General features: G+C 46.9%; 23 protein-coding genes. All 23 read left to right on the top strand.

Features of this window, described 5'->3' with window-relative positions; all coding sequences use genetic code 11:
* Nucleotides 1–152: 152 nt before the first annotated feature.
* Nucleotides 153–1,277: a sugar ABC transporter substrate-binding protein gene (locus I2H74_RS01375; protein WP_195570992.1), complete on the top strand. Its 1,125-nt coding sequence runs from the start codon at nucleotides 153–155 to the stop codon at nucleotides 1,275–1,277.
* Nucleotides 1,278–1,404: 127 nt separating this feature from the next.
* Entirely contained in the window at nucleotides 1,405–2,889 is a 1,485-nt protein-coding gene (locus tag I2H74_RS01370) for a sugar ABC transporter ATP-binding protein (RefSeq protein WP_195572084.1), read from the top strand.
* Between the two features lie 5 nt (nucleotides 2,890–2,894).
* On the top strand, nucleotides 2,895–3,908 hold the full coding sequence (locus tag I2H74_RS01365) for an ABC transporter permease (RefSeq protein WP_195570990.1): 1,014 nt from the start codon (nucleotides 2,895–2,897) through the stop codon (nucleotides 3,906–3,908).
* Nucleotides 3,909–4,075: 167 nt separating this feature from the next.
* The gene (locus I2H74_RS01360; RefSeq protein ID WP_195570988.1) at nucleotides 4,076–4,348 is read left to right on the top strand and encodes an HU family DNA-binding protein; all 273 of its coding nucleotides are present in this window, start codon (nucleotides 4,076–4,078) and stop codon (nucleotides 4,346–4,348) included.
* A gap of 207 nt (nucleotides 4,349–4,555) precedes the next feature.
* Complete coding sequence (gene mtrB, locus I2H74_RS01355; protein WP_195570987.1) at nucleotides 4,556–4,783, top strand: trp RNA-binding attenuation protein MtrB; 228 nt, start codon at nucleotides 4,556–4,558, stop codon at nucleotides 4,781–4,783.
* 104 nt (nucleotides 4,784–4,887) lie between these two features.
* Nucleotides 4,888–5,439: a hypothetical protein gene (locus I2H74_RS01350; protein WP_195570985.1), complete on the top strand. Its 552-nt coding sequence runs from the start codon at nucleotides 4,888–4,890 to the stop codon at nucleotides 5,437–5,439.
* Between the two features lie 128 nt (nucleotides 5,440–5,567).
* A complete protein-coding gene (locus I2H74_RS01345; RefSeq protein ID WP_195570983.1) occupies nucleotides 5,568–6,398 on the top strand; it encodes a heptaprenyl diphosphate synthase component 1 in 831 nt (276 codons plus the stop codon).
* A 77-nt stretch (nucleotides 6,399–6,475) separates the two neighbouring features.
* Nucleotides 6,476–7,213, top strand: coding sequence for a demethylmenaquinone methyltransferase (locus I2H74_RS01340; protein ID WP_195570981.1), 738 nt, complete (start codon nucleotides 6,476–6,478; stop codon nucleotides 7,211–7,213).
* Nucleotides 7,206–8,075, top strand: coding sequence for a UbiA-like polyprenyltransferase (locus I2H74_RS01335; RefSeq protein WP_195570979.1), 870 nt, complete (start codon nucleotides 7,206–7,208; stop codon nucleotides 8,073–8,075). Before I2H74_RS01340 ends, I2H74_RS01335 begins: the two co-directional genes overlap by 8 nt.
* A complete protein-coding gene (locus I2H74_RS01330) occupies nucleotides 8,075–8,680 on the top strand; it encodes a UbiX family flavin prenyltransferase (RefSeq protein ID WP_195570978.1) in 606 nt (201 codons plus the stop codon). The genes I2H74_RS01335 and I2H74_RS01330 overlap by 1 nt, the downstream gene beginning before the upstream one ends.
* The gene (locus tag I2H74_RS01325) at nucleotides 8,670–9,551 is read left to right on the top strand and encodes a menaquinone biosynthesis protein (RefSeq protein WP_195570976.1); all 882 of its coding nucleotides are present in this window, start codon (nucleotides 8,670–8,672) and stop codon (nucleotides 9,549–9,551) included. The genes I2H74_RS01330 and I2H74_RS01325 overlap by 11 nt, the downstream gene beginning before the upstream one ends.
* 8 nt (nucleotides 9,552–9,559) lie before the next feature.
* Nucleotides 9,560–10,534 (top strand): heptaprenyl diphosphate synthase component II, encoded by a 975-nt coding sequence (gene hepT / locus I2H74_RS01320; protein WP_195570974.1) that lies wholly within the window; start codon nucleotides 9,560–9,562, stop codon nucleotides 10,532–10,534.
* 240 nt (nucleotides 10,535–10,774) lie between these two features.
* A complete protein-coding gene (ndk, locus tag I2H74_RS01315; RefSeq protein ID WP_195570972.1) occupies nucleotides 10,775–11,218 on the top strand; it encodes a nucleoside-diphosphate kinase in 444 nt (147 codons plus the stop codon).
* 157 nt (nucleotides 11,219–11,375) lie between these two features.
* A complete protein-coding gene (locus tag I2H74_RS01310; protein ID WP_229106275.1) occupies nucleotides 11,376–12,254 on the top strand; it encodes a CheR family methyltransferase in 879 nt (292 codons plus the stop codon).
* Between the two features lie 105 nt (nucleotides 12,255–12,359).
* A complete protein-coding gene (locus tag I2H74_RS01305) occupies nucleotides 12,360–12,548 on the top strand; it encodes a hypothetical protein (protein ID WP_195572154.1) in 189 nt (62 codons plus the stop codon).
* Nucleotides 12,549–12,762: 214 nt separating this feature from the next.
* Complete coding sequence (aroC, locus tag I2H74_RS01300; RefSeq protein ID WP_324253971.1) at nucleotides 12,763–13,932, top strand: chorismate synthase; 1,170 nt, start codon at nucleotides 12,763–12,765, stop codon at nucleotides 13,930–13,932.
* A 9-nt stretch (nucleotides 13,933–13,941) separates the two neighbouring features.
* Nucleotides 13,942–15,060: a 3-dehydroquinate synthase gene (gene aroB, locus I2H74_RS01295; RefSeq protein WP_195570970.1), complete on the top strand. Its 1,119-nt coding sequence runs from the start codon at nucleotides 13,942–13,944 to the stop codon at nucleotides 15,058–15,060.
* Nucleotides 15,061–15,065: 5 nt separating this feature from the next.
* Nucleotides 15,066–15,440, top strand: coding sequence for a chorismate mutase (gene aroH / locus I2H74_RS01290; protein WP_195570968.1), 375 nt, complete (start codon nucleotides 15,066–15,068; stop codon nucleotides 15,438–15,440).
* A 388-nt stretch (nucleotides 15,441–15,828) separates the two neighbouring features.
* Complete coding sequence (locus tag I2H74_RS01285; RefSeq protein WP_195570966.1) at nucleotides 15,829–17,250, top strand: chorismate-binding protein; 1,422 nt, start codon at nucleotides 15,829–15,831, stop codon at nucleotides 17,248–17,250.
* Nucleotides 17,247–18,287 carry an anthranilate phosphoribosyltransferase gene (gene trpD / locus I2H74_RS01280; RefSeq protein ID WP_195570964.1) on the top strand — a complete coding sequence of 347 codons (1,041 nt, stop codon included), beginning with the start codon at nucleotides 17,247–17,249 and terminating at the stop codon, nucleotides 18,285–18,287. The genes I2H74_RS01285 and trpD overlap by 4 nt, the downstream gene beginning before the upstream one ends.
* On the top strand, nucleotides 18,277–19,098 hold the full coding sequence (gene trpC / locus I2H74_RS01275; protein ID WP_195570962.1) for an indole-3-glycerol phosphate synthase TrpC: 822 nt from the start codon (nucleotides 18,277–18,279) through the stop codon (nucleotides 19,096–19,098). The genes trpD and trpC overlap by 11 nt, the downstream gene beginning before the upstream one ends.
* A gap of 26 nt (nucleotides 19,099–19,124) precedes the next feature.
* Nucleotides 19,125–19,847 (top strand): phosphoribosylanthranilate isomerase, encoded by a 723-nt coding sequence (locus I2H74_RS01270; RefSeq protein WP_195570960.1) that lies wholly within the window; start codon nucleotides 19,125–19,127, stop codon nucleotides 19,845–19,847.
* Nucleotides 19,813–20,488: pyridoxal-phosphate dependent enzyme (locus I2H74_RS24420; RefSeq protein ID WP_229106274.1), on the top strand; the 676-nt coding region annotated here is incomplete at its 3' end. The genes I2H74_RS01270 and I2H74_RS24420, both read left to right, overlap by 35 nt.

Below are 20,488 nucleotides of genomic sequence, written 5' to 3'. Positions count from 1 at the left end.
TTTACATTCGACATCATCGATAAAAAACGTCAATTAATTACTAAAAACCGATTTACATACTAGGAATTAGCGTTTATATTATTGTTAATGAACGGAAGGAAAAACATGGAACGTTCAACACGAGGAGATTGACGTAGGGGGAGAATGTGAAGATGAAACAAAGGATTCATGGTAAACAAAGATTTGTGGTCATGCTGACCTTGCTTCTCGTGCTGGCGGCGCTCGTGAGCGCTTGCGGAGTGAAGACGGCTGGAAGCAATGAGAATGCAGGTAAGGGGGCTGGAACGACTGAGCCGGTCATCGAAGCACCTGCAGATCAGCCAACGGATTTGAAAGGAAAGAAAATTGCGCTTGTTATGGAGTTTAATTCGGGCACCTTTTCCCAGCAGTATTTATCAGGAGTGAAGGAAGAGGTGGAGCGCTTTGGCGGTGAGTTGACAACGTTCGTGGCGGAGACGGACAAGTCCAAGATGGCTTCGCAATTAGAAATGGCGGTCAATCAGAAGTTTGATGGCATTCTGACCGACCATGGCGATGCTGCAACGCTTACGGCTGGCATGAATAAAGCAAAGCAAGCGAACATTCCAGTTGTAGCCTTTGATGCACTCGTTGAGATACCGGGCATTACGGTAGTAGAGCAAGGCGATCAGAAAATGGCTGAAATGACGCTTGAGCAGCTTGCTAAGGACGCCGGAGGCAAGGGAAATATCGTGAAGATCTGGACGGCAGGCTTTGCTCCAATGGAACGCCGTCAGGTTGCATATGAAGCGTTTCTCAAGAAGTATACCGATATTAAAGAAATAGCAGCATTCGGCAGCGTATCGAGCAGCACGGCATTGGATACACAGGCCAAGATGGAGGCGATCTTGAAGCAATATCCGAAGGAAGGCGACATTACGGCAGTATGGGCCTCCTACGATGAATTTGCGAAGGGAGCCGCACGTGCGATTCAACAAGCTGGGCGTACAGACATTAAGGTGTATGGAATTGATATGAGCGATGAAGATCTTCAGATGCTTCAGGATCCAAAAAGCCCTTGGATAGCAAGCGCCGCAGTTGATCCAAAAGATATCGGACGGATTCAAGTTCGCTACTTGTATCAGAAGCTGCACGGGGATCAAACGGAAGATAAAGTCATCCTAGAGCCGGTGTATGTACATCGCGATACTTTGCCAACTGACAAGCAAATTTCGACGGATGAGCTCGGTCAATATGTGAAGGGCTGGGGCGGAAGCTCACAAGGCGAGCAGGACTGGATGAAGGAATATAAGAAGTAATTTTTGATTGAGGGTGGGGACTTCTATGAGGATGAGCAATCACTCGATCTCTGCTCCCTTGTCAAATCAAAGTGAGCCTTTGCCTACGGGAAATGCGGATCCTCGCATTTCCCGTTCCTTGCTTCGCATGGATGGCATTGGCAAAGCATTCAGCGGCGTAAAGGCCTTGAAGCAAGTCAGCTTTGAAGCAAGAGGTGGAGAGATCCATGCTTTGTTAGGCGCAAATGGCGCGGGCAAGAGCACTCTAATGAAAATATTATCAGGTGCATATCCCTTGGATGAAGGGCAGATCGAGCTTGACGGGAAACACTTGCATATTCAGGATCCGATTGATGCCAAGCACTTTGGGATTCATTGTGTATATCAAGAAGTGGATACTGCGTTAGTTCCACAACTAAGCGTCGCGGAAAATATTCTGCTGGACCGAATGGCAGCACCAGGCAGTAGAAAGTGGGTAAATCCAGCTGCGATGGAGCGACAAGCTGAGCAAGCCTGTAAGCAGCTTGGAATTACATTATCATTAGCTCAGCCTGTAGAGCGTCTAAGCCTTGCAGAAAAGCAAATGGTGCTCATTGCGAGAACAGTCATCGAAGCAGCGAAGGTTGTCATTTTTGATGAACCAACTGCTCCGCTTAGTCAGCAGGAAACAGAGATCCTATTCCGAGTTATGCGAGAGATGCGAGACAAAGGAATTGTGGTCATCTTCATTTCTCATCGGCTGCCGGAAGTATTCGGAGAGTGTGATAGATTGACCGTGATGCGTGACGGTTCCCAAGTGTTCACGTCACGTATTGTAGATACAAGTTCGGAAGAAGTGATAAGCCAAATGCTTGGAGAACAGTTTCAAGAGGAATTTCCAAAGGCTAAGGTCGATATTCAGGAAGTGCTGCTTGAAGCAAGGGGGCTTAAGTCTGGCACGAAGGTGCGAGGTGTTGATTTTACGGTGCGTGCCGGTGAAATTGTCGCAATTGTAGGCTTGGTCGGTGCGGGGAAGACCGAGTGTGCGAGGCTTCTTTCTGGGGCAGATCTACTTGAGGAAGGTCAGATTTTCATGAGCGGTAAGTTGGTACGCATCAAGGACCCTTCGGATGCATTGCTGACAGGCATTGCCCACATTCCGGAGGAGAGACGAAAGCAGGGGGTGTTTGTTCAGGAGTCCGTGAAGAAAAATCTGAGCCTGCCGATCATCGGCACCTTAAGTCGAATCGGATTTATTCGCAGCAAGCAAGAGAACCAGCTGTCTAGCCAAATTGTCGAGCGCTTCGGGATCAAGACTGCCTCTAATGATACAGAAGTGACCTACTTAAGCGGTGGTAATCAGCAGAAAGTATCCATTGGGAAATGGGTAGAAAGCAAAGCGAGGCTATACATCTTTGACGAGCCGACGAAGGGCGTCGATGTTGGAGCGAAGAGGGATATATTCCGGATTATTGGAGAACTTGCCTCCCAGCACAAAGGGATTCTGTACTTTACGAGTGAACTGGCAGAGGCGATCGGCATAGCGGACCGAATAATCGTAATGTGCGATGGACAATTCGTCAAGCAATTTGGCCGTAATGAAGTGACACAAGAGCAATTGTTGTTCTATGCTAGCGCAGGGCGGGGGGAATAAGACACATGGAATCATCTTTTAAGGACAGGCTTCTACAGTTTGCATTCCGTTATGGAGCTATAATCGTCATATTGGGGGTATTCGCGTTCTTTGCGATTAAGCTGGATTACTTCTTCTCCGGCTCCAACATTGCGGATATTCTGCGATCCATATCGATTGTGACCTTCGTGGCGATAGGCGTTACGTTCTCGCTTATTGTGGACGGGTTTGACTTATCCGTTGGCTCAACGGTATCGCTAACAACGGTTGCTGCTGCTTCGCTTATGGTGTGGTACGAGATGCCTCTGTACGTAGTCATTATCGTTCCGCTGCTGATTGGAGCAGCAGTAGGTCTCATAAATGCATTCTTTATTGTTAGATTCAAAATACCGGATTTGCTTGCTACGCTGGCTGTGATGTACATTGTCGCAGGCATCCACAAGACCTATACCAAGGGGTACTCCATCTATAATAATATGCAGCTGCCTGATGGATCAAAGGCTCCAGGCACGATGTCAAATGCCTTCCTGACAATTGGACAAGGTGAATTCTATATCGGCAGCTTTTCAATTCCGATTCCAGTCATCCTTATGCTGCTTGCCGTCGTGATCGCTCATGTATTTTTGACCTACACGGCATTCGGCCGCCAAATGTATATGACTGGTGGCAATGAGGAAGCCGCCCGTCTGTCAGGCATCAAGGTAAAGCGTGTGCGTACTTGGGCATATGTCCTGTCTGGAATATGCGCTGCGATCGGGGGGATCTTGTTTGCTTCTCGTGTTGGTACGGGACAGATCGATGCTGGGGCACCGCTTCTAATGGAAGCTGTCGCAGCTGTATTTGTAGGGTTCTCTGTATTTGGGGCGGGCAAGCCGAATGTGCTTGGAACTTTTATCGGTTCTGTCCTCATCGGTGTATTGGTCAATGGTTTGACGATGATGAATCTGCAATATTATACACATGACATCATAAAGGGAACCGTGCTTATCTTAGCGCTTGCGGTAACGTTCTACGTTGTAAAAAAGCGCAGGCAGGCATAAAAACAGGAATTTTCTTGCAATCAGAATCTCCATATATTACTATAAATCTGGTGAAACGGCAAAAAGCCCATAAAAATGCGACATTCTGCCTTTTTTAAGGTATAAAGTATAGGAATTCCGTGCATGAATGGGATCATAAGCATATTTCAATTGGGAGGTGAGCTTAAATGAACAAATCTGAATTGATTACAGACGTATCTGAAGCAACGGAACTGTCTAAGAAGGATGTTACAAAAGTGGTGGATGCAGTATTTGACGCTATTTCCAAAGCCCTTCAAAATGGCGACAAAGTTCAGCTTGTAGGATTCGGAAACTTTGAGGTGCGCGAGCGTTCCGCTCGTAAAGGACGCAACCCGCAAACGGGTGAAGAAATCGAGATTGCAGCAAGCAAAGTTCCAGCTTTCAAGCCAGGAAAAGCGTTGAAAGATGGCATTAACTAAGGAATAGATGACTTGTTCTGATCAAGCCGTGGCCACGACGTCACGGCTTGATTCCTTAATGGGTGTGAAGGACATGATGAAATCCAGATGAAGTGCAAAGGCTTGGAAGGATGGTTGACAAGCCCACTTCAAGCATTCATGATTAAAGGTATGGACAGGCTTGCTGGACATTGAGTCCAGCCTGCACGCTGGAGGAGGACATCACATATGGAACAGAATCATAATGACTATATCGTCGTTAAAGCGAAGGAACAAGGGGTACAGGTTATCGGTTTGACACGCGGACAGGATACCCGTTTTCATCATATGGAGAAACTTGACAAGAACGAGGTGCTGATCGCCCAGTTTACAGATCACACTTCGGCTGTCAAAGTAAGAGGCAAGGCCATGATCATGACGAAGCACGGTGTCATTCATACAGATAAGGATGAATAATGCAGGCATAGCCTGCTTTTTTTCGTTGTAGAATGAGGTATGGACATCCTTGCATCCGACGAGACTGAATAGCATGCAAGGAAATGCTTGTGAGGTGATTCTTCGTGAAGAAGCTTCAATTATTCATTGGTTCCATCCTTGCTACATTCGTAATCATGGCAGGCTTGGGGATGCTCGCATCCTTAAAGGAGCTGGAGCAGGGCAAAGGGTATGATTTGCCTGTTTTTACTTCTCAACAAGCGGTTAAAGGGTTAAGTGAAGAAATGCTTGTCGACCAATTGGAAGCAGCCAAGCATTCATTTCCACTGTCACGTGCACATTACAGCTCCAATGGAAGCCTATCACTTGATATTAAGGTAGCGGCTTCCATTATGACGCCCTCTCTTCTATATGAAGAACTGTATCACTGGCTGAACTTCAGCTTCGTGGAGATGAACAATGTGGATCGCTTACAGCTTCGGATTGTAGTAGATGATCGAAAAGCACATAAGAAGCAGATTCTTCTCGGGCTTGATGCACGAAAGGATCAAGTGGCAGAAGCGCATTTGCAAGAGCTTAAGGCAGCCTCTTCAGAGCTGTCGAAAACAACGGAGCAAGCGCTTCGCCTTACATATACCACAATGTGGCACAAGAAATTTGCGCCTGCAGGACAATGATTCACGATGATTAGCTGGCAGAGACTGGAGATTTCTGCCCAATAAATGTTGTCCGCATGATTATAACCTATGCTATAATGATTTAGATCACGACATCCAGATGGATGACAACACTCGGAGGCATTATCATGAAGGGTTACCGTATACCGCAACTTGTACATTTCTATGCATCGCATGATATGATTCAAGCGCACACAAAGCTCCCTGAATTGGCTAGCGCCAGAGCAGGTCTTTTGTGTGCTTTTATGAGTCGCAATCATGCTAAGCTGGGGGAACTGCCCGAAGTTGTCACCTCGCTTGTTCAACTTGCCTTGGATACGCATGACACCGTTGAACTGGCAAGTGATCATGGAGATGATCGCAATATGCGTTCCAGACAATTGAAGGTGCTCGCGGGAGATTATTTTAGTAGCCGATTCTATCACCTTCTAGCACAGGCCGGACAGATCGAAGCCATACAGCTGTTAAGCCGTGCGGTATGCGAAGTGAATCGCATGAAGATGACGATGGTGGACAAGATGAAGCAGTTTAGGATGACCGCTGAAAGCTATATTTCGGACAAAACGAAGCTGAAGCAATGTGTATTCCAAGCATGGGATACGCACATGAGTGCGCATGATGTGGAATTGTGGGGGAAAGCATTGCACGAATTGTCCAAGCTGGAAGTTGTCGAGCAAGAAACAGAAAGAGCGAGTGCGTATTCCGCCTTCGATGGAAGCTATGGATATTGGCGCATCCTGCAGCAGGGAACGCGTGAAGAAAGAGAGCTTCTGATGAATCGAGCTTGGGATGAGGATACGTGGAAGGGACTCATGAAGAAGTACCAAGTTCAACACGTTCTGCAGGACATGCTGAAGCAGGCTAGACGGCAGGTGGAAGAAGTCTTGGATGAATGCAAACGGCAGCTTCATTTAGATATCGAAGTGATCAAGAACGAGGTGCCGTCATTTTCCTCGTAAAGAGAATCAGAACGATGAGCTGGATCCTCCCAAACATAATGATAAAGATAGGCGATATAAGGGAAGGGTGACGAAACGTGAATACACAATCGCCGAAGACCGGGGAACAAAAGGAGAAGCACGTTCACGCTGTGTTCGAAAGTATAGCTCCGAAATACGATATTATGAATGATATCTTGAGCTTCCGTAGACATAAAGCTTGGCGTCGTTTCACGATGAGAAAGATGAATGTGCAGGTCGGCCAGAATGCACTGGATTTGTGCTGTGGTACTTGCGACTGGACGATTCAGCTTGCACAGGCGAGCAAGACGGGGCAGATTACAGGACTTGATTTCAGTCCGAATATGCTTATGCATGGCCAACAAAAGATCGACAAGATTGGATTAACGAGACAGATTCGCTTGATTGAAGGCAATGCGATGGAGCTTCCGTTTGAGGACAATACGTTTGATTATATTACGATTGGCTTCGGACTTCGCAATGTGCCTGATTACATGCAAGTTATTCGCGAGATGCGAAGAGTCGTCAAGCCAGGAGGCAAGGTTGTATGCCTGGAACTGTCCAAGCCTACATGGCAGCCATTTAAGAGCATTTATTATTTTTACTTCCAAAGGCTTCTTCCAATGCTTGGAAAGTGGATTGCAAAGCGTTATGATCAATATAAGTGGCTTCCAGAATCACTTGCAGCATTCCCCGACCATAAGGAGCTTAAGCAGATGTTCATCGAAGCGGGTCTTAACGATGTCGAAGCGTATCCGTTAATGAGTGGAATCGCAGCTCTTCATATCGGAACAAAGGGGAATGAACATGTTTAAGAAAGTAAAGGTCTTTCTTGAGATGATCAAGATTGAGCATACGTTATTTGCACTGCCATTTGCATTTATGGGTGCCCTCGTCGGTTCCATGCTGGTGAACGGCCATCTTCCGTCGTGGGGACAAGTCGGTTGGATTCTAGTTGCAATGGTAGGAGCGAGAAGTGCTGCCATGGCGCTTAATCGATTAATTGATGCGGCGATTGATGCGAAGAATCCTCGCACAGCGAATCGTGCAATCCCAGCCGGACTATTGAAGGCGGGAGAGGTTCTTCTCTTTACGGTAGTGTCATTTGGCCTTCTCATATTAGCGGCGGCGATGCTTGAGCCATTATCTTTTTATCTTCTGCCAATCGCTGTATTTATGCTTGTCTTTTATTCTTTCACAAAGCGCTTTACTTGGCTCTGCCATGTTATTCTGGGCTTTACGATTGCGCTCGCTCCCCTCGGGGGCTGGGTCGCGGTGACCAATGTTATCGATTGGACAGCGATTATATTCTTTATCACGATCGCATGCTGGACAACCGGCTTTGATATCGTCTATGCATGTCAGGACTATGATTTCGATAAAAAGGAAGGCTTGCATTCCATCCCAGTTCGATTTGGAATTGCAAAGTCATTGAAGATCGCCAGAGGCTTTCATATTGTGACAGCGATTGGATTTTTGCTCTTAATTTGGCTCACGAATCTAAGCTGGATCTATATTCTCGGCATCGTCATTGCTTGTGGTCTCTTGATCTATGAGCACCTTATTGTGAAGGCTAATGACCTTACTCGTTTGAATACGGCATTCTTCACTATGAATGGAGCACTCAGCATGGTAGTGTTCTTCTTTACCTTGATTGACTTGGTGGTGTTAAGCTGATGAAGCAAATGGATCGATGGATTGTAGGGATTACAGGGGCGAGCGGCGCAATTTACGGCGTTCGCCTTGTTCAATCTTTGCTGGATGCCGGACATTTTGTGCATCTGCTGATTACAGAAGCTGGATGGCGGGTATTGAAGGAAGAGTTGGACTGGAAAGTAACGAAGCGCCAAGAAGCGATTGAGCAGGCATTTGGACAAGATGCAGCGATTCAGATGCATCCGATTGCCGACATTGGAGCAAGTATTGCAAGCGGATCGTTCCGAGTCAAAGGCATGATCATTATGCCATGCTCTATGGGAACGCTCTCTTCTATCGCGCATGGGGCATCTGACAACCTTATGGCGAGAGCAGCTGATGTGATGATGAAAGAAGGAAGGCCATTGGTGCTTGTTCCTAGAGAAACGCCAATGCATGCCATTCATCTTGAAAATATGCTCAAGTTGTCAAACATGGGCGTAAAGCTTATCCCAGCAATGCCGGCTTTCTACCATAAGCCGAAGACGCTTGATGATATCGTCAATTTTTTGGTTGGTAAAGTCCTTGACAGTCTAAATATTGAACATGAACTGTTTACACGGTGGGGGGATCCGAATGAATCATGAACAAAGTCAGCAGGAGCAGGAGACGGCAACGATTCGTATCGGAAGAATTAACTACACGAATGTATGGCCAATGTTCTACCACTTCAATCCGCAGCTAAGCAGCGCGCATGTTGAAATGATACCAGCTGTTCCTTCTTCTCTTAACAAAGCGATGAAGGAAGGGTCGATCGACATGGGGCCGATATCCTCCTTTGCTTATGGAGTATCGAGTGAGCGTTATGCGCTCTTTCCAGATTTATCGGTTAGTGCCCATGGCAAGGTGAATTCAATTCTATTGTTCTTGAAGAAGCCGCTTGCTGAGGTGTTAAAAGGCAAGATTGCCTTAACCACAACTTCTGCTACCTCTATCAATTTGCTCAAGATCATTGTAGCAAAACGATACGAAGCAAGCCCTGAGTACTTGCCGATGGAGCCTGTGCTAGAGGACATGATGGCTGTGGCGGATGGGGCTTTGCTTATCGGAGACCATGCGATTCGGGCATACTGGGATAATGTTCGGAACCCGCAGTATGAGGTCGTGGACCTGTGCGAAAGCTGGCATGAATGGACAGGAGAGTGGATGACCTTTGCGGTTTGGGCCGTTCGAAAGGATATCATTGAACGATGCCCGGCAGAGATCAGAGAAATCGTGGATGCCTTTGAAGCCAGCAAGCAGCTTAGCATCGCTAACCCTGAGCCGCTGGTTCAGGAAGCAGTGAAGCAGATCGGTGGCACGGCAGAATATTGGCGCTATTATTTTGCGGGCTTAAATCATGACTTTGGCCCAGAACAGCAGCGTGGTCTGCAGCGTTATTTCGAATATGCCTACGAGTTAGGCTTGATTGATCATAAGGTACACCTTGATATTTGGTCGGAAAATACAGTTGGTTAGGTGAAAGCATGAAACTGTGGGACATTTACGCAACAATGAAATCAGACGTCTCGTTTATCGAGCGTGAGCTGGAACGCACGATCGTTTCGGATCATGAGCTTTTAAATGAGACTTCCCTGCACTTGTTAAAGTCAGGAGGCAAGCGGATACGCCCTGTATTCGTCTTGCTTTCTGGCAAGTTCGGTACATACGATTTGGATCAGTTGAAGCGGGTTGCGGTCCCATTGGAGCTCATTCATATGGCTTCGCTCGTACATGATGATGTGATTGACGATGCCAGCACACGAAGAGGAAACCTCACGGTTAAATCAAAGTGGGATAATCGAATAGCGATGTATACGGGGGATTATATTTACGGTAAGGCACTCATGTTGATCACGGAGCTGAAAAATCCATCCATTCATCAAATCCTCTCCCGTGCGATGGTGCAGATGTGCCTGGGGGAGATGGAACAGATTCGGGATTTCTTCAATACTGAGCAGTCGGTACGACAATACCTGCTTCGCATTCGCAGAAAGACTGCGATCCTGATCGCGATCAGCTGTCAGCTTGGCGCTATTGCAGCTGGAGCAGATTCGAAGATCAGCAATGCCTTGTATCGTTATGGCTACAATGTCGGAATGACCTTCCAAATCCGTGATGATGTTCTAGACTTGACGGGCACAGAGGCGCAGCTGGGAAAGCCTCCGGGCAATGATATTAAGCAAGGCAATATTACGCTACCTGTCTTGTTTGCGCTGCAGGAATCCAAGCTTCGCGATCCGCTTCTTGAACAGATCAAGCATATTCACAAGTTGAACGGGGAAACGGACGTTACCGAAGCCTTGGACATGATACGAGCTAGCCGCGGCATTCAAAAAGCCGAGGAGCTTGCTAATCAATATTTGGAGAAGGCGTTGGATGCACTTAAGGCGCTTCCTGATCAGCGTGCGAAGAGAAGCTTGAGAGATATTGCTCACTTTATTGCGAGCCGTTCTCATTGACCAGTGTTCATGTCCAAAACATGAGGGGCATAATGGGTATTTGCATGAAGGAATGTCTCGAGTCGGAAGTACGATGAAGTTTGCAGTATCTATACAATCGTTGATGGGAAAAAGGATGAACTCAGCGGCGTTGAGTTCATTTTCTTTTCTCCTCTTTGAAACTTTCATGTGTACGAACATGAAAAATTTGGTATAATGCTTGTGTTATAGGACATAACCATTTTATCAAGGAGTGAACGTATGGAACGCACATTCATCATGGTAAAGCCAGACGGCGTGCAACGCGGTCTTATTGGTGAGATTGTAAGTCGCTTTGAGCGAAAAGGATTCAAGCTTATTGGCGGTAAATTGATGCTGGTTTCTCGTGAGCAAGCGGAGTTTCATTATGCAGAGCATAAAGAGAAGCCTTTCTTTGGTGAATTGGTGGATTTTATTACGTCAGGACCTGTGTTTGCGATGGTATGGGAAGGTGATGATGTAATTGCATTATCACGCGCCGTTATCGGCAAGACAAAGGTGACGGATGCCGTTCCAGGCACCATTCGTGGCGACTTCGCTTCACATACGAACTTTAATCTTGTTCACGGCTCAGATTCTGTTGAGAGCGCTGAACGAGAAATAGGAAATATGTTTGTAGAAAGTGAACTGGTACGCTTCGAGCGCTCGATTGAGCCTTGGTTATAATTTTTTCGTCCTACGTTTGAATGGTCTATATTATTGTAAGAGCTTACATGACAGCAATGAATGGAATGAACACGGCGGATATAACATTCAGCCGTGTTTTTTCGATATATATAATAAGATGTAGATTTGGAACGTGGAGTAGGGAGAGGGAGAAACAATGTCAGATAGAGAAGCCAAACGTCCAATGCTGCGATCAACATTTGAACAGCAAACGGATCAGCAAGCTGGAACGATTACGTATACCGAAGAAGAGACAAAGGACTATTGTTTGTTTATTGAGCGCATCAAACAGAAAAGCGGCATTGACCTTGCCCAATATAAAGAGGCTCAGATGCGCAGAAGACTGAATACTCTTCGAATGAAGCTGGGCTATGCCTCATTTGCAGCATTTGCAGATGCCATGAACAAGGACGCCAATATTTATCACGAATTTCTGGATCGGATGACGATCAACGTGTCTGAATTCTGGCGGAATCCTACGCGCTGGCATACGCTTAAGGATCTTATTATTCCTGAATTGGTGAAAGAATCAAAGCGTCTAAAGTGTTGGAGCGCTGCATGCTCAACAGGAGAGGAGCCTTACAGTCTAGCTATGATTCTAGATGATGCTGGCTTGATTCAGCAATCGTCCATTACCGCTACAGACATCGATGAGAATGTGTTGGCCAAAGCGAAGGAAGCCGTCTACTTGGAGCGGGCGTTTAAGGATGTGCCGCCTTCATTCAAAGCGCGTTATTCTACGCAAGCAGGAGATACGATTCGAATCAATGAATCGCTGAAGCGTGAGATTCAATTTCGCAAACACAACTTATTGACTGATTCATTTGAAACAAATCATGACCTAATCATATGCAGAAACGTCATGATCTACTTTACGGAAGAAGCCAAGCAGCAATTGTATATGAAATTTGCACAGGCACTGAGACCTGGCGGTGTATTATTTGTTGGGAGCACGGAGCAAATCTTTAATCCAAGCCAGTATGATCTGGAATCGATGGAGACCTTTTTCTATCGGAAAAAGAAAGCCTCGGAATAGAAATCTACTGTTCTACGAATACTAGGATTATCGGATATTCGTTATTGTACGTTCACGATGCACATTAACGATGGAAACGATGAGTGATGTTCGGAGGGATGCGGCTTGGACAAAGCTAAGGTGATATCCGCCTATCGCAGAGGACTTCTCTCGCTTCAGGAGTGCGCACAGATCCTTGGATTGGAACTGTGCCCGATGGAGCGATGCGTAGAGCAGTGGAAGCATGATCGAGACTTTAGGCAGCAATATGAATGGTCTTACGTACAGTTGCTGTCCAATCGTCAAATGGAATAGAAGGTTTGATCTGAAGAGAAAAAGAGTTCGTTTAAAGTTTTCTTTTTCGTCTTAAACATGAGGAATTCACCAACTAACACGTCGATTGGCAGCGTTATGTGCTGCAGCGGCGTGTTTTTGCTTTCTTGTCAAACGTATCCTGCTATACTATAATGAGCAAAAGAGTTTTGGAATTTTAGCCATTTACAGCGGCAAAGTAATAGGGGGAGTTCTTGTGAGTTTGCGATACTTAACAGCAGGTGAGACACATGGTCCTCAATTGACTGCCATCATTGAAGGCATGCCAAGCAATTTGACCATTGATTTTGAAGAATTGAATTTCCAATTGCACCGTCGTCAGAAAGGGTATGGCCGTGGACGTCGCATGCAAATTGAAAAAGATACAGCACAGATTGTTGGTGGTGTTCGCCATGGCCGCACGACAGGAGCGCCTATTGCTCTCGTTGTAGAGAACAAGGACTGGACCCATTGGACGAAAATCATGAACGTGGAGCCGATAGAAGGAACGGATGAAGAGAAGCGCCGTGTTCATCGCCCGCGTCCAGGCCATGCTGATCTTAATGGTGGCTTAAAATATAATCAGAAGGACCTGCGCAATGTTCTGGAGCGTTCCAGTGCTCGTGAGACAGCTGCCCGCGTAGCGGTTGGCGCAGTCGCAAGACAATTCCTGCAAGCCTTTGGCATTAAGGTTGCTGGACAAGTTATTCGAATTGGAGAGATCGAAGCTCCTCCTCATCAACTCGGCATTGACGAATTGATTGAGCAAACAGAGGCTTCGTCTGTTCGTGTTGTAGATAAAGAGACGGAAGCGCGCATGGAGGCTTATATTGATCAGATCAAGGCTGAAGGAGACTCCATCGGTGGCATCGTAGAATGCATCATTGAGGGCGTTCCTGTAGGACTAGGCTCTTATGTTCAATATGACCGCAAACTCGATGGCCGTATTGCTCAAGCAGTCATGTCGATCAATGCTTTTAAAGGCGTTGAGATTGGGATTGGTTTTGAAGCTGGCAAGATTCGCGGTTCTCAGGTGCACGATGAGATTGAGTATCAGGAAGGAACAGGATACACCCGCTCATCCAATCGACTTGGCGGATTCGAAGGCGGAACAACGAATGGCATGCCAATTGTTGTCCGCGGCGTTATGAAGCCGATTCCGACACTGTACAAGCCGCTTCGCAGTGTGGATATCGATACGAAGGAGCCGTTCACTGCTCAAGTTGAACGTTCAGATGCATGTGCTGTTCCAGCAGCAAGTGTCGTTATGGAGCATGTGGTTGCTTGGGAAGTTGCAAAGGCGTTGCTTGAAAAGTTCGGTGGCGACTCCATGGAAGAAATTCAAGCGAACCTTAACAACTACCTTGAGCAAATCTCTCGATACTAGGTGATCGCAATGCAAATCAATAAGCAATTACAAACAGCAGAGTTACAAGTAGAGCTTGGAGAACGCAGCTACCCGATATGGATCGGTTCCGGGCTCGTACTGCGCCTTGGCGAGTTATGTCAGCTGAAGGATCTGTCTACGAGGAGCCCAATGCTGATCATTACGGATGAGAGTGTTGCTGCTCTGCACCTTGAAACAGCCAAGCAATCGCTCACCGAAGCAGGCTATAACGTTGCTGTGCATATCGTTCCTTCCGGTGAGAGTTCCAAGTCTTTAGCGAATCTCGAAGCATGCATTACGACTGCGCTTCAGGCGGGCTTGGACCGCAAGTCAACCGTTATCGCGCTTGGTGGCGGTGTTGTAGGGGACTTGGCTGGATTCGTAGCTGCTTCTTATATGAGAGGTGTGCGCTTTGTTCAGGTGCCAACTACAATTCTTGCTCACGATAGCAGTGTAGGCGGCAAGGTTGCCGTTAATCATCCTCTTGCCAAAAATATAATTGGTGCATTCTATCAGCCTGAGATGGTTGTCTATGATACAAGCACCTTATTAACGCTGCCGATTCGTGAGGTAAGAGCAGGCTTAGCAGAGATGCTGAAGCATGGTTTAATATGGGATCGTGCTTTTGCGGATTGGTGCTTGGAGCATGCCTCTGATCTCTTATCCCTTAAAGAAGATGTGCTGCAATACGGGTTATATACCGGCTGCTCCGTAAAGGCTCAGGTTGTCTCAAAGGATGAGCGTGAGCAGGATCTTCGAGCGATCCTGAACCTTGGCCACACGATCGGGCATGCGCTTGAAGCCGTTGGTCACTACGGGGAACTGCTTCATGGGGAGGCCATATCCATCGGAATGATTGGTTCGGCTATGCTTGCTGAGCGGTTAGGAGAGGATCCAGAGATCTTGCCGTATACTCGCCGTTTGATAGAAGCGTTTGGACTGCCTACACAGATACCGGCATCGTACGAGACAGATGACATCATGTCTGCAATGATGCATGACAAGAAATTCAGTGAAGGCGAGATGGTATTCGTCGTTCCAACGGCGATTGGCAAGGTCGATATTCGCCGCGATGTTCCCGTTCGACTCGTACGTGAGATCGTAGAATTACTGAAGAGAGGAGAATGAGGATCATGCTTGTAAGAGGAATTCGTGGAGCAACGACCGTCACGGAAAATGACCGTGAGGAGATACTCCATGCGACGGCAGAGCTATTGCATCAGATTATCGAGGACAATGAACTTGATCCTGAGATGGTCGCAAGCATCTGGATTACTGTTACAGAGGATCTGAATGCGGTATTTCCAGCCGTAGCGGTTCGCTCCTTGCCTGGTTGGGAACTGGTACCTATAATGTGCTCCACGGAAATGCCGGTGCCAGGTAGCTTGCCGTTTTGCGTTCGCTTTATGATTCATGTGAATACAGAGAAGGGGCAGGCAGAAATTCAGCATGTGTACTTGAACGAGGCTGCTAAACTTCGCCCTGACCTCGCCAAGAAGCAGAAATAATGCCCTTATTAAGGGTAATCAAAGAGCAGGGACTCCTACATTATGGTGTTTACCTGCTTTTTTTAATGGATGCATGAAGATTGTGGATTGACGCTGAATCCGAACTTGTTGTATAGTGGCAGTAGCAGAGTTGAGCAGAGTTTTAGATGAGTTGAGTAGAGTTTAGTTGAGAGCAATGGAATATATCTCCGCAGCACAGCAGAGTGAATGGGAGGAGAAGTGCATTCATCAGGATGTCTTTCTCTTATTTGAATCCATATTCTGTTTGGTGATGCGATCTACTCATATTCTCGTGTGAAATGTAGCCTCTACTTTGGTAGAGGCTTTTTTTATTACTCTCTGCTTCATTTTTCTCACCGAGTTGGCGAGATTTGAAGGAGTGAAGAGAATGGTTCTGAGTATAGACCAAGTCATGGAGCTATCAAAGACTTATAATGTCATTCCGCTGATTGAAGCGATGCTTGCAGATACGGAGACGCCGATCAGAGTATATCAGCGGATGCAAAAACAGCCATATGCGTTCTTGTTGGAGAGCGTCGATGAACAAAGAAAACAAGGGAGATACTCCTTTATCGGTACAGATCCATTATTCATTCTGCGGGGGAAGAATGGAGTAACCGTGCTTCATGAGAATGGACAGCAGCATGCGATTCAAGAGGACCCCATGGCTGCCATGAAGATATTAATGAAAAGGTATCGCAGTCCATATCTAGCAGAACTGCCCGCATTTTCCGGAGGAGCTGTTGGTTATATCGGATACGATTTGATTCAACAGTTGGAGCAGATACCTAGGCACAGAAAAGATGATCTTGGCATGTATGATCTGCATTTTATGATGGTGAGTGAGTTTGTTGTATTTGATCATCACATGCAGCAGATGCAAGTGGTGGTCAACCTCCATTTGCCTGACGAAGCGGATGAAGATCTGATTCAAATCCTTTACCAAGAAGCGGCCTTAAGGCTTAAGCGTTTGAAGAGACGGGCAACCGCACCGCTTGCACAAGAACGATTGAATGATGTGGATCTCGCTGAACACTCCATTACAGATACAACACTTACCGAGGATAGATCCGCTAGGAGTGCCTTCATTGAAAAAGTGAAATGTGCTCAGCAGCACATGCAAACGGGGGAGATAAGAGAGTTGTTCCTTTCACACCGTATGGAGCAACCAACCTATGTGCCTCCGCTTGACGCATACCGAGTTCTGCGGGCAACGAATTCTTCTCCTTATATGTACTGCATGAAAATGGACGAGGAAACGATCATTGGATCCGCTTCGGAATCATTTAGCAAAGCTGGTGAAGAGAACGAGGTCTTTCTCACTTTCAAAGCAGATGATGAATCGATTGGAGATCGAAAAGAGGATGATTTCAATCAGCTTCTCGCTCGTTTCCCTAGTGAAAGGTTAGTTGGCTCACCAAAGCTTCATGCCATTCATCTTCTTGCCGAGCTTGAGGATACGGCTCGTGGAACGTTTGGCGGTGCAATCGGTTATCTAAGCTTTAATGGATGCAGTGATGCATGCGGAATGGACCAAAGCATCATTTTCAAGCATGGTAAGACTTATGTGCAAGCAGGTGCAACCATCCATAAGGATTCCGATCCGGAAGAAGTATACCAGGAAACCTTAAATCAAGCGCTCGCGCTTCTTGAGAAGGTGGAGACCGCCGCCCAAGTATTCAGAAGTAACATGATAGAGAATCGCTCCATCAGCACAAGAATAAACCCATACCCTCGATTCTCTCATGTCAATATGGATTATTTCACGATGGAATCAATGGATGAGATGGAGAGGGGGACATTGGGATGAGTCAAGATATTCGAATTCGAGAAGCGCTGTCGCGTGTCGTAATAGGGGAGCATTTGTCCAGAACGGAAGCGCGTCAAGTCATGGAAGATATTATGGATGGTCACGCTACTGCAGCTCAGATCGGAGCAATCCTTGCCGCACTTCGTTTAAACCGAGAAACGGTGGAAGAAATCACTGGCTTTGCGGAAGCAATGAGAAGCAGATGCAACCTGGTTCACACGAATCGAGAGCAGTTGTTGGATACTTGCGGTACTGGCGGATCCGGGATTCATAAGTTCAATATTTCCACCTTATCCGCAATCATCGCGTCTTCTGTATCCGTTAGAGTGGCGAAGCACGGTAACCGTTCAGCATCAAGCAAGTCGGGAAGCGCGGATGTCCTTGAAGCATTAGGAGTGAATATTCATCTAACAAGCAAGCAGGCTGCACAGTGCTTAGAGGAAATTGGCATATGCTTTATGTTTGCACAGGTGTATCATCCTGCCATGAAGCATGCTGCCGGACCTAGGAAAGAGCTGGGCGTCCGGACAATCTTCAACATGCTCGGCCCTTTAACGAATCCAGCGGGTGCCGATAGACAGCTGCTCGGAATCTATGATCGTTCTCGAACAGAGACGGTAGCAGCCGTGTTAAGAGAGCTAGGTCTGAAGCGGGCAATGGTCGTATCCAGTGAGGATGGACTTGATGAGATCAGCTTGTCTGCTCCAACACGAGTAAGCGAGCTTCGCAATGGCGATATCATCACATACGATATCATTCCGGAAGATATTGGACTTTGCACACAGCCACTAACAGAGGTGCTTGGCGGAGATGCCACGGTAAATGCCGCACTTGTTCATCGTGTGCTACAGGGCGAGCGGGGAGCCCTTCGAGATATCGTGCTGGCTAATACTGCAGCATGCATCTACGTTTCTGGCCTAGCTGACAGCATTCATGAAGGCGTGCTTATCGCAGCTGACGCGATAGATTCAGGCAAGGCGAAGCGTAAACTCGAGCAATGGATTGAAACGTCAGGAGGATTATGCCATGTTTCTTGATCGAATTATTGAGACGAAGCGTGTCGAAGTAGAGCTGCTTCGAAGCGAGATGAACCGTCAGGCATCGGAGGAGGCAATCCTAAAGCTTCCTCCTTGCCGAAGCTTTAAGGCCGCGTTGACAATGAACCGTAACCGAGAAGTCGGGCTGATTGCTGAGGTGAAGAAGGCTTCTCCCTCCAAAGGCCTCATTCGTGAGGATTTCGACCCTGTTCGTATTGCCAAAGCCTATGAACGTGCGGGAGCTGATACCTTGTCGGTGTTAACCGATGTTCAATATTTTCAGGGCGGGATCGATATTTTCAAACAAGTCCGACAGACTGTTGATCTTCCTCTGTTAAGGAAGGAATTTATCATCAGTGAAGAGCAAATTGTTGAAGCTAGATTAATTGGAGCAGATGCGATTCTTTTGATTGCCGCGGTCTTAAATGATAAAGAGCTTCAGCAGTATATACGGCTAACCGCTGCTTTAGGAATGGAGTCCTTAATAGAAGTGCATGACGACGAAGAGCTTGCACGGGTTCAACAGTTAGATGGTGTAGAGCTGTTAGGCATCAATAATCGCAATCTGAAGACGTTCGTGACAGATATCGAGCAAACCTATCGCCTTCAGGAGCAGATTACGAGAGATGTGGTCATCGTTAGCGAAAGCGGCATTCATTTGCCAGAACATATGGCTCGTTGTGCAGAGCAAGGCATTGATGCGGTGCTGATCGGGGAGCACTTTATGAGACAAGCAGATGTAGAGCAGGGCGTGCTGGATTTGATGAGCGGACTTCAGAGCCCCTCTGCATCGCCCACAACTGTTCAATAAGGATCTTGTAAAGCGAGGCTAATCGAATGAAGGCAAAGATATGCGGAATTACTAGCGCAGAATTGGCTGTCCAGGTAGCAGAACTTCATCCTGACTATATGGGCTTTGTGTTCGCCAAAAGCAAGCGGCAGGTGAAGCCAGCAGAGGTTAATACGTTTATTAGCCGTATGCGTGAAGTAACGGAGACTTTACCAAAGCTCGTGGGCGTGTTTGGACATACGAGCCAAGGGGACATCGAGCAGGTCTTGCATCAAGTTAAGCTCGATGCCATTCAATTTCATTTTCCAGCGGATATCGAATGGCTGCCAGCTATCAAGCAGCAATACGAGGTTGAGATATGGCTTACGATACCCATTCCTCATTTTAACGACGAAGAATTTGATAAGATCAGCATCAAGCATTTGCTTCACATGAAAGAATTCGAGAATTTGGAAAAGGTGAGCTCTCATATTGACGGATTGCTGCTAGATACCCATGATCCGGTATATGGCGGTGGCAGCGGCAAGGCCTTCCGCTGGGAGCTTATTCCGATAGTAATCGAGCTCGTTGATCACTATCGCTTGCCTCTATTTGCAGCAGGCGGACTGACTCCTTCGAATGTTGCTGAGCTGAAGCAATATCCGCTTGCGGGAGTAGACGTGTCAAGCGGCGTTGAGAGCAACGGAGTGAAGGATATCGATAAAGTAAGACAATTCATTGAAAGGGTGAGAAATCATGACGAATCCCGTACTAACCTATCCTTATCCTGATACAGCTGGCCGATTTGGCAGCTTTGGAGGGCGCTATGTCCCAGAAACGCTAATGAATGCATTGACTGAGCTTGAAGAGGCTTATAAGACACATATTGCAGATCCAGAATTTCAAAAGGAACTGATTGATCTGCTCAAAAATTACTCTGGCAGACCAACGGCGCTCTATTATGCTGAGCGACTTAGCAAGCAGCTTGGCGGCGCTAAAATTTACTTAAAGCGCGAAGATCTCAATCATACTGGTGCGCATAAAATCAACAATACGATTGGGCAAGCACTGCTGGCGAAACGTATGGGTAAAACGAAAATTATTGCAGAGACGGGAGCAGGCCAGCATGGCGTAGCCTCCGCGACGGTAGCGGCACTGCTTGGCATGGAGTGCAAGGTATTCATGGGCGAAGAGGATATGAGACGCCAAGAGCTAAATGTATTTCGAATGAGATTGCTGGGTGCAGAGGTCGTTCCCGTTACTTCTGGAACTCGTACATTAAAGGATGCCGGTAATGAGACGCTTCGATACTGGGTTGCGAATGTTGAGGATACCTTTTATATTCTAGGCTCTGTCGTAGGCCCGCATCCCTATCCGATGATCGTACGTGATTTTCAACGGATCATTGGCGATGAGACGCGCAAGCAGATCT

It is taken from the genome of Paenibacillus sp. 1001270B_150601_E10 (genome assembly GCF_015558675.1).
GTDB lineage: Bacteria > Bacillota > Bacilli > Paenibacillales > Paenibacillaceae > Paenibacillus_B.
The sequence above is the reverse complement of the archived record's forward strand: the minus strand, read 5'-3'. Positions and strand labels throughout refer to the sequence as shown.

Excerpts from the sequence above, each read along its gene's own strand:
- trpD (WP_195570964.1), top strand. The coding sequence starts at position 17,247 with ATGAGTCAAGATATTCGAATTCGAGAAGCGCTGTCGCGTGTCGTAATA.
- I2H74_RS01310 (WP_229106275.1), top strand. The coding sequence starts at position 11,376 with ATGTCAGATAGAGAAGCCAAACGTCCAATGCTGCGATCAACATTTGAA.
- I2H74_RS01325 (WP_195570976.1), top strand. The coding sequence starts at position 8,670 with ATGAATCATGAACAAAGTCAGCAGGAGCAGGAGACGGCAACGATTCGT.
- I2H74_RS01360 (WP_195570988.1), top strand. The coding sequence starts at position 4,076 with ATGAACAAATCTGAATTGATTACAGACGTATCTGAAGCAACGGAACTG.
- I2H74_RS01330 (WP_195570978.1), top strand. The coding sequence starts at position 8,075 with ATGAAGCAAATGGATCGATGGATTGTAGGGATTACAGGGGCGAGCGGC.
- mtrB (WP_195570987.1), top strand. The coding sequence starts at position 4,556 with ATGGAACAGAATCATAATGACTATATCGTCGTTAAAGCGAAGGAACAA.
- aroH (WP_195570968.1), top strand. The coding sequence starts at position 15,066 with ATGCTTGTAAGAGGAATTCGTGGAGCAACGACCGTCACGGAAAATGAC.
- ndk (WP_195570972.1), top strand. The coding sequence starts at position 10,775 with ATGGAACGCACATTCATCATGGTAAAGCCAGACGGCGTGCAACGCGGT.
- I2H74_RS01270 (WP_195570960.1), top strand. The coding sequence starts at position 19,125 with ATGAAGGCAAAGATATGCGGAATTACTAGCGCAGAATTGGCTGTCCAG.
- trpC (WP_195570962.1), top strand. The coding sequence starts at position 18,277 with ATGTTTCTTGATCGAATTATTGAGACGAAGCGTGTCGAAGTAGAGCTG.
- I2H74_RS01345 (WP_195570983.1), top strand. The coding sequence starts at position 5,568 with ATGAAGGGTTACCGTATACCGCAACTTGTACATTTCTATGCATCGCAT.
- aroB (WP_195570970.1), top strand. The coding sequence starts at position 13,942 with ATGCAAATCAATAAGCAATTACAAACAGCAGAGTTACAAGTAGAGCTT.
- I2H74_RS01365 (WP_195570990.1), top strand. The coding sequence starts at position 2,895 with ATGGAATCATCTTTTAAGGACAGGCTTCTACAGTTTGCATTCCGTTAT.
- I2H74_RS01285 (WP_195570966.1), top strand. The coding sequence starts at position 15,829 with ATGGTTCTGAGTATAGACCAAGTCATGGAGCTATCAAAGACTTATAAT.
- hepT (WP_195570974.1), top strand. The coding sequence starts at position 9,560 with ATGAAACTGTGGGACATTTACGCAACAATGAAATCAGACGTCTCGTTT.
- I2H74_RS01370 (WP_195572084.1), top strand. The coding sequence starts at position 1,405 with ATGGATGGCATTGGCAAAGCATTCAGCGGCGTAAAGGCCTTGAAGCAA.
- I2H74_RS01375 (WP_195570992.1), top strand. The coding sequence starts at position 153 with ATGAAACAAAGGATTCATGGTAAACAAAGATTTGTGGTCATGCTGACC.
- I2H74_RS01335 (WP_195570979.1), top strand. The coding sequence starts at position 7,206 with ATGTTTAAGAAAGTAAAGGTCTTTCTTGAGATGATCAAGATTGAGCAT.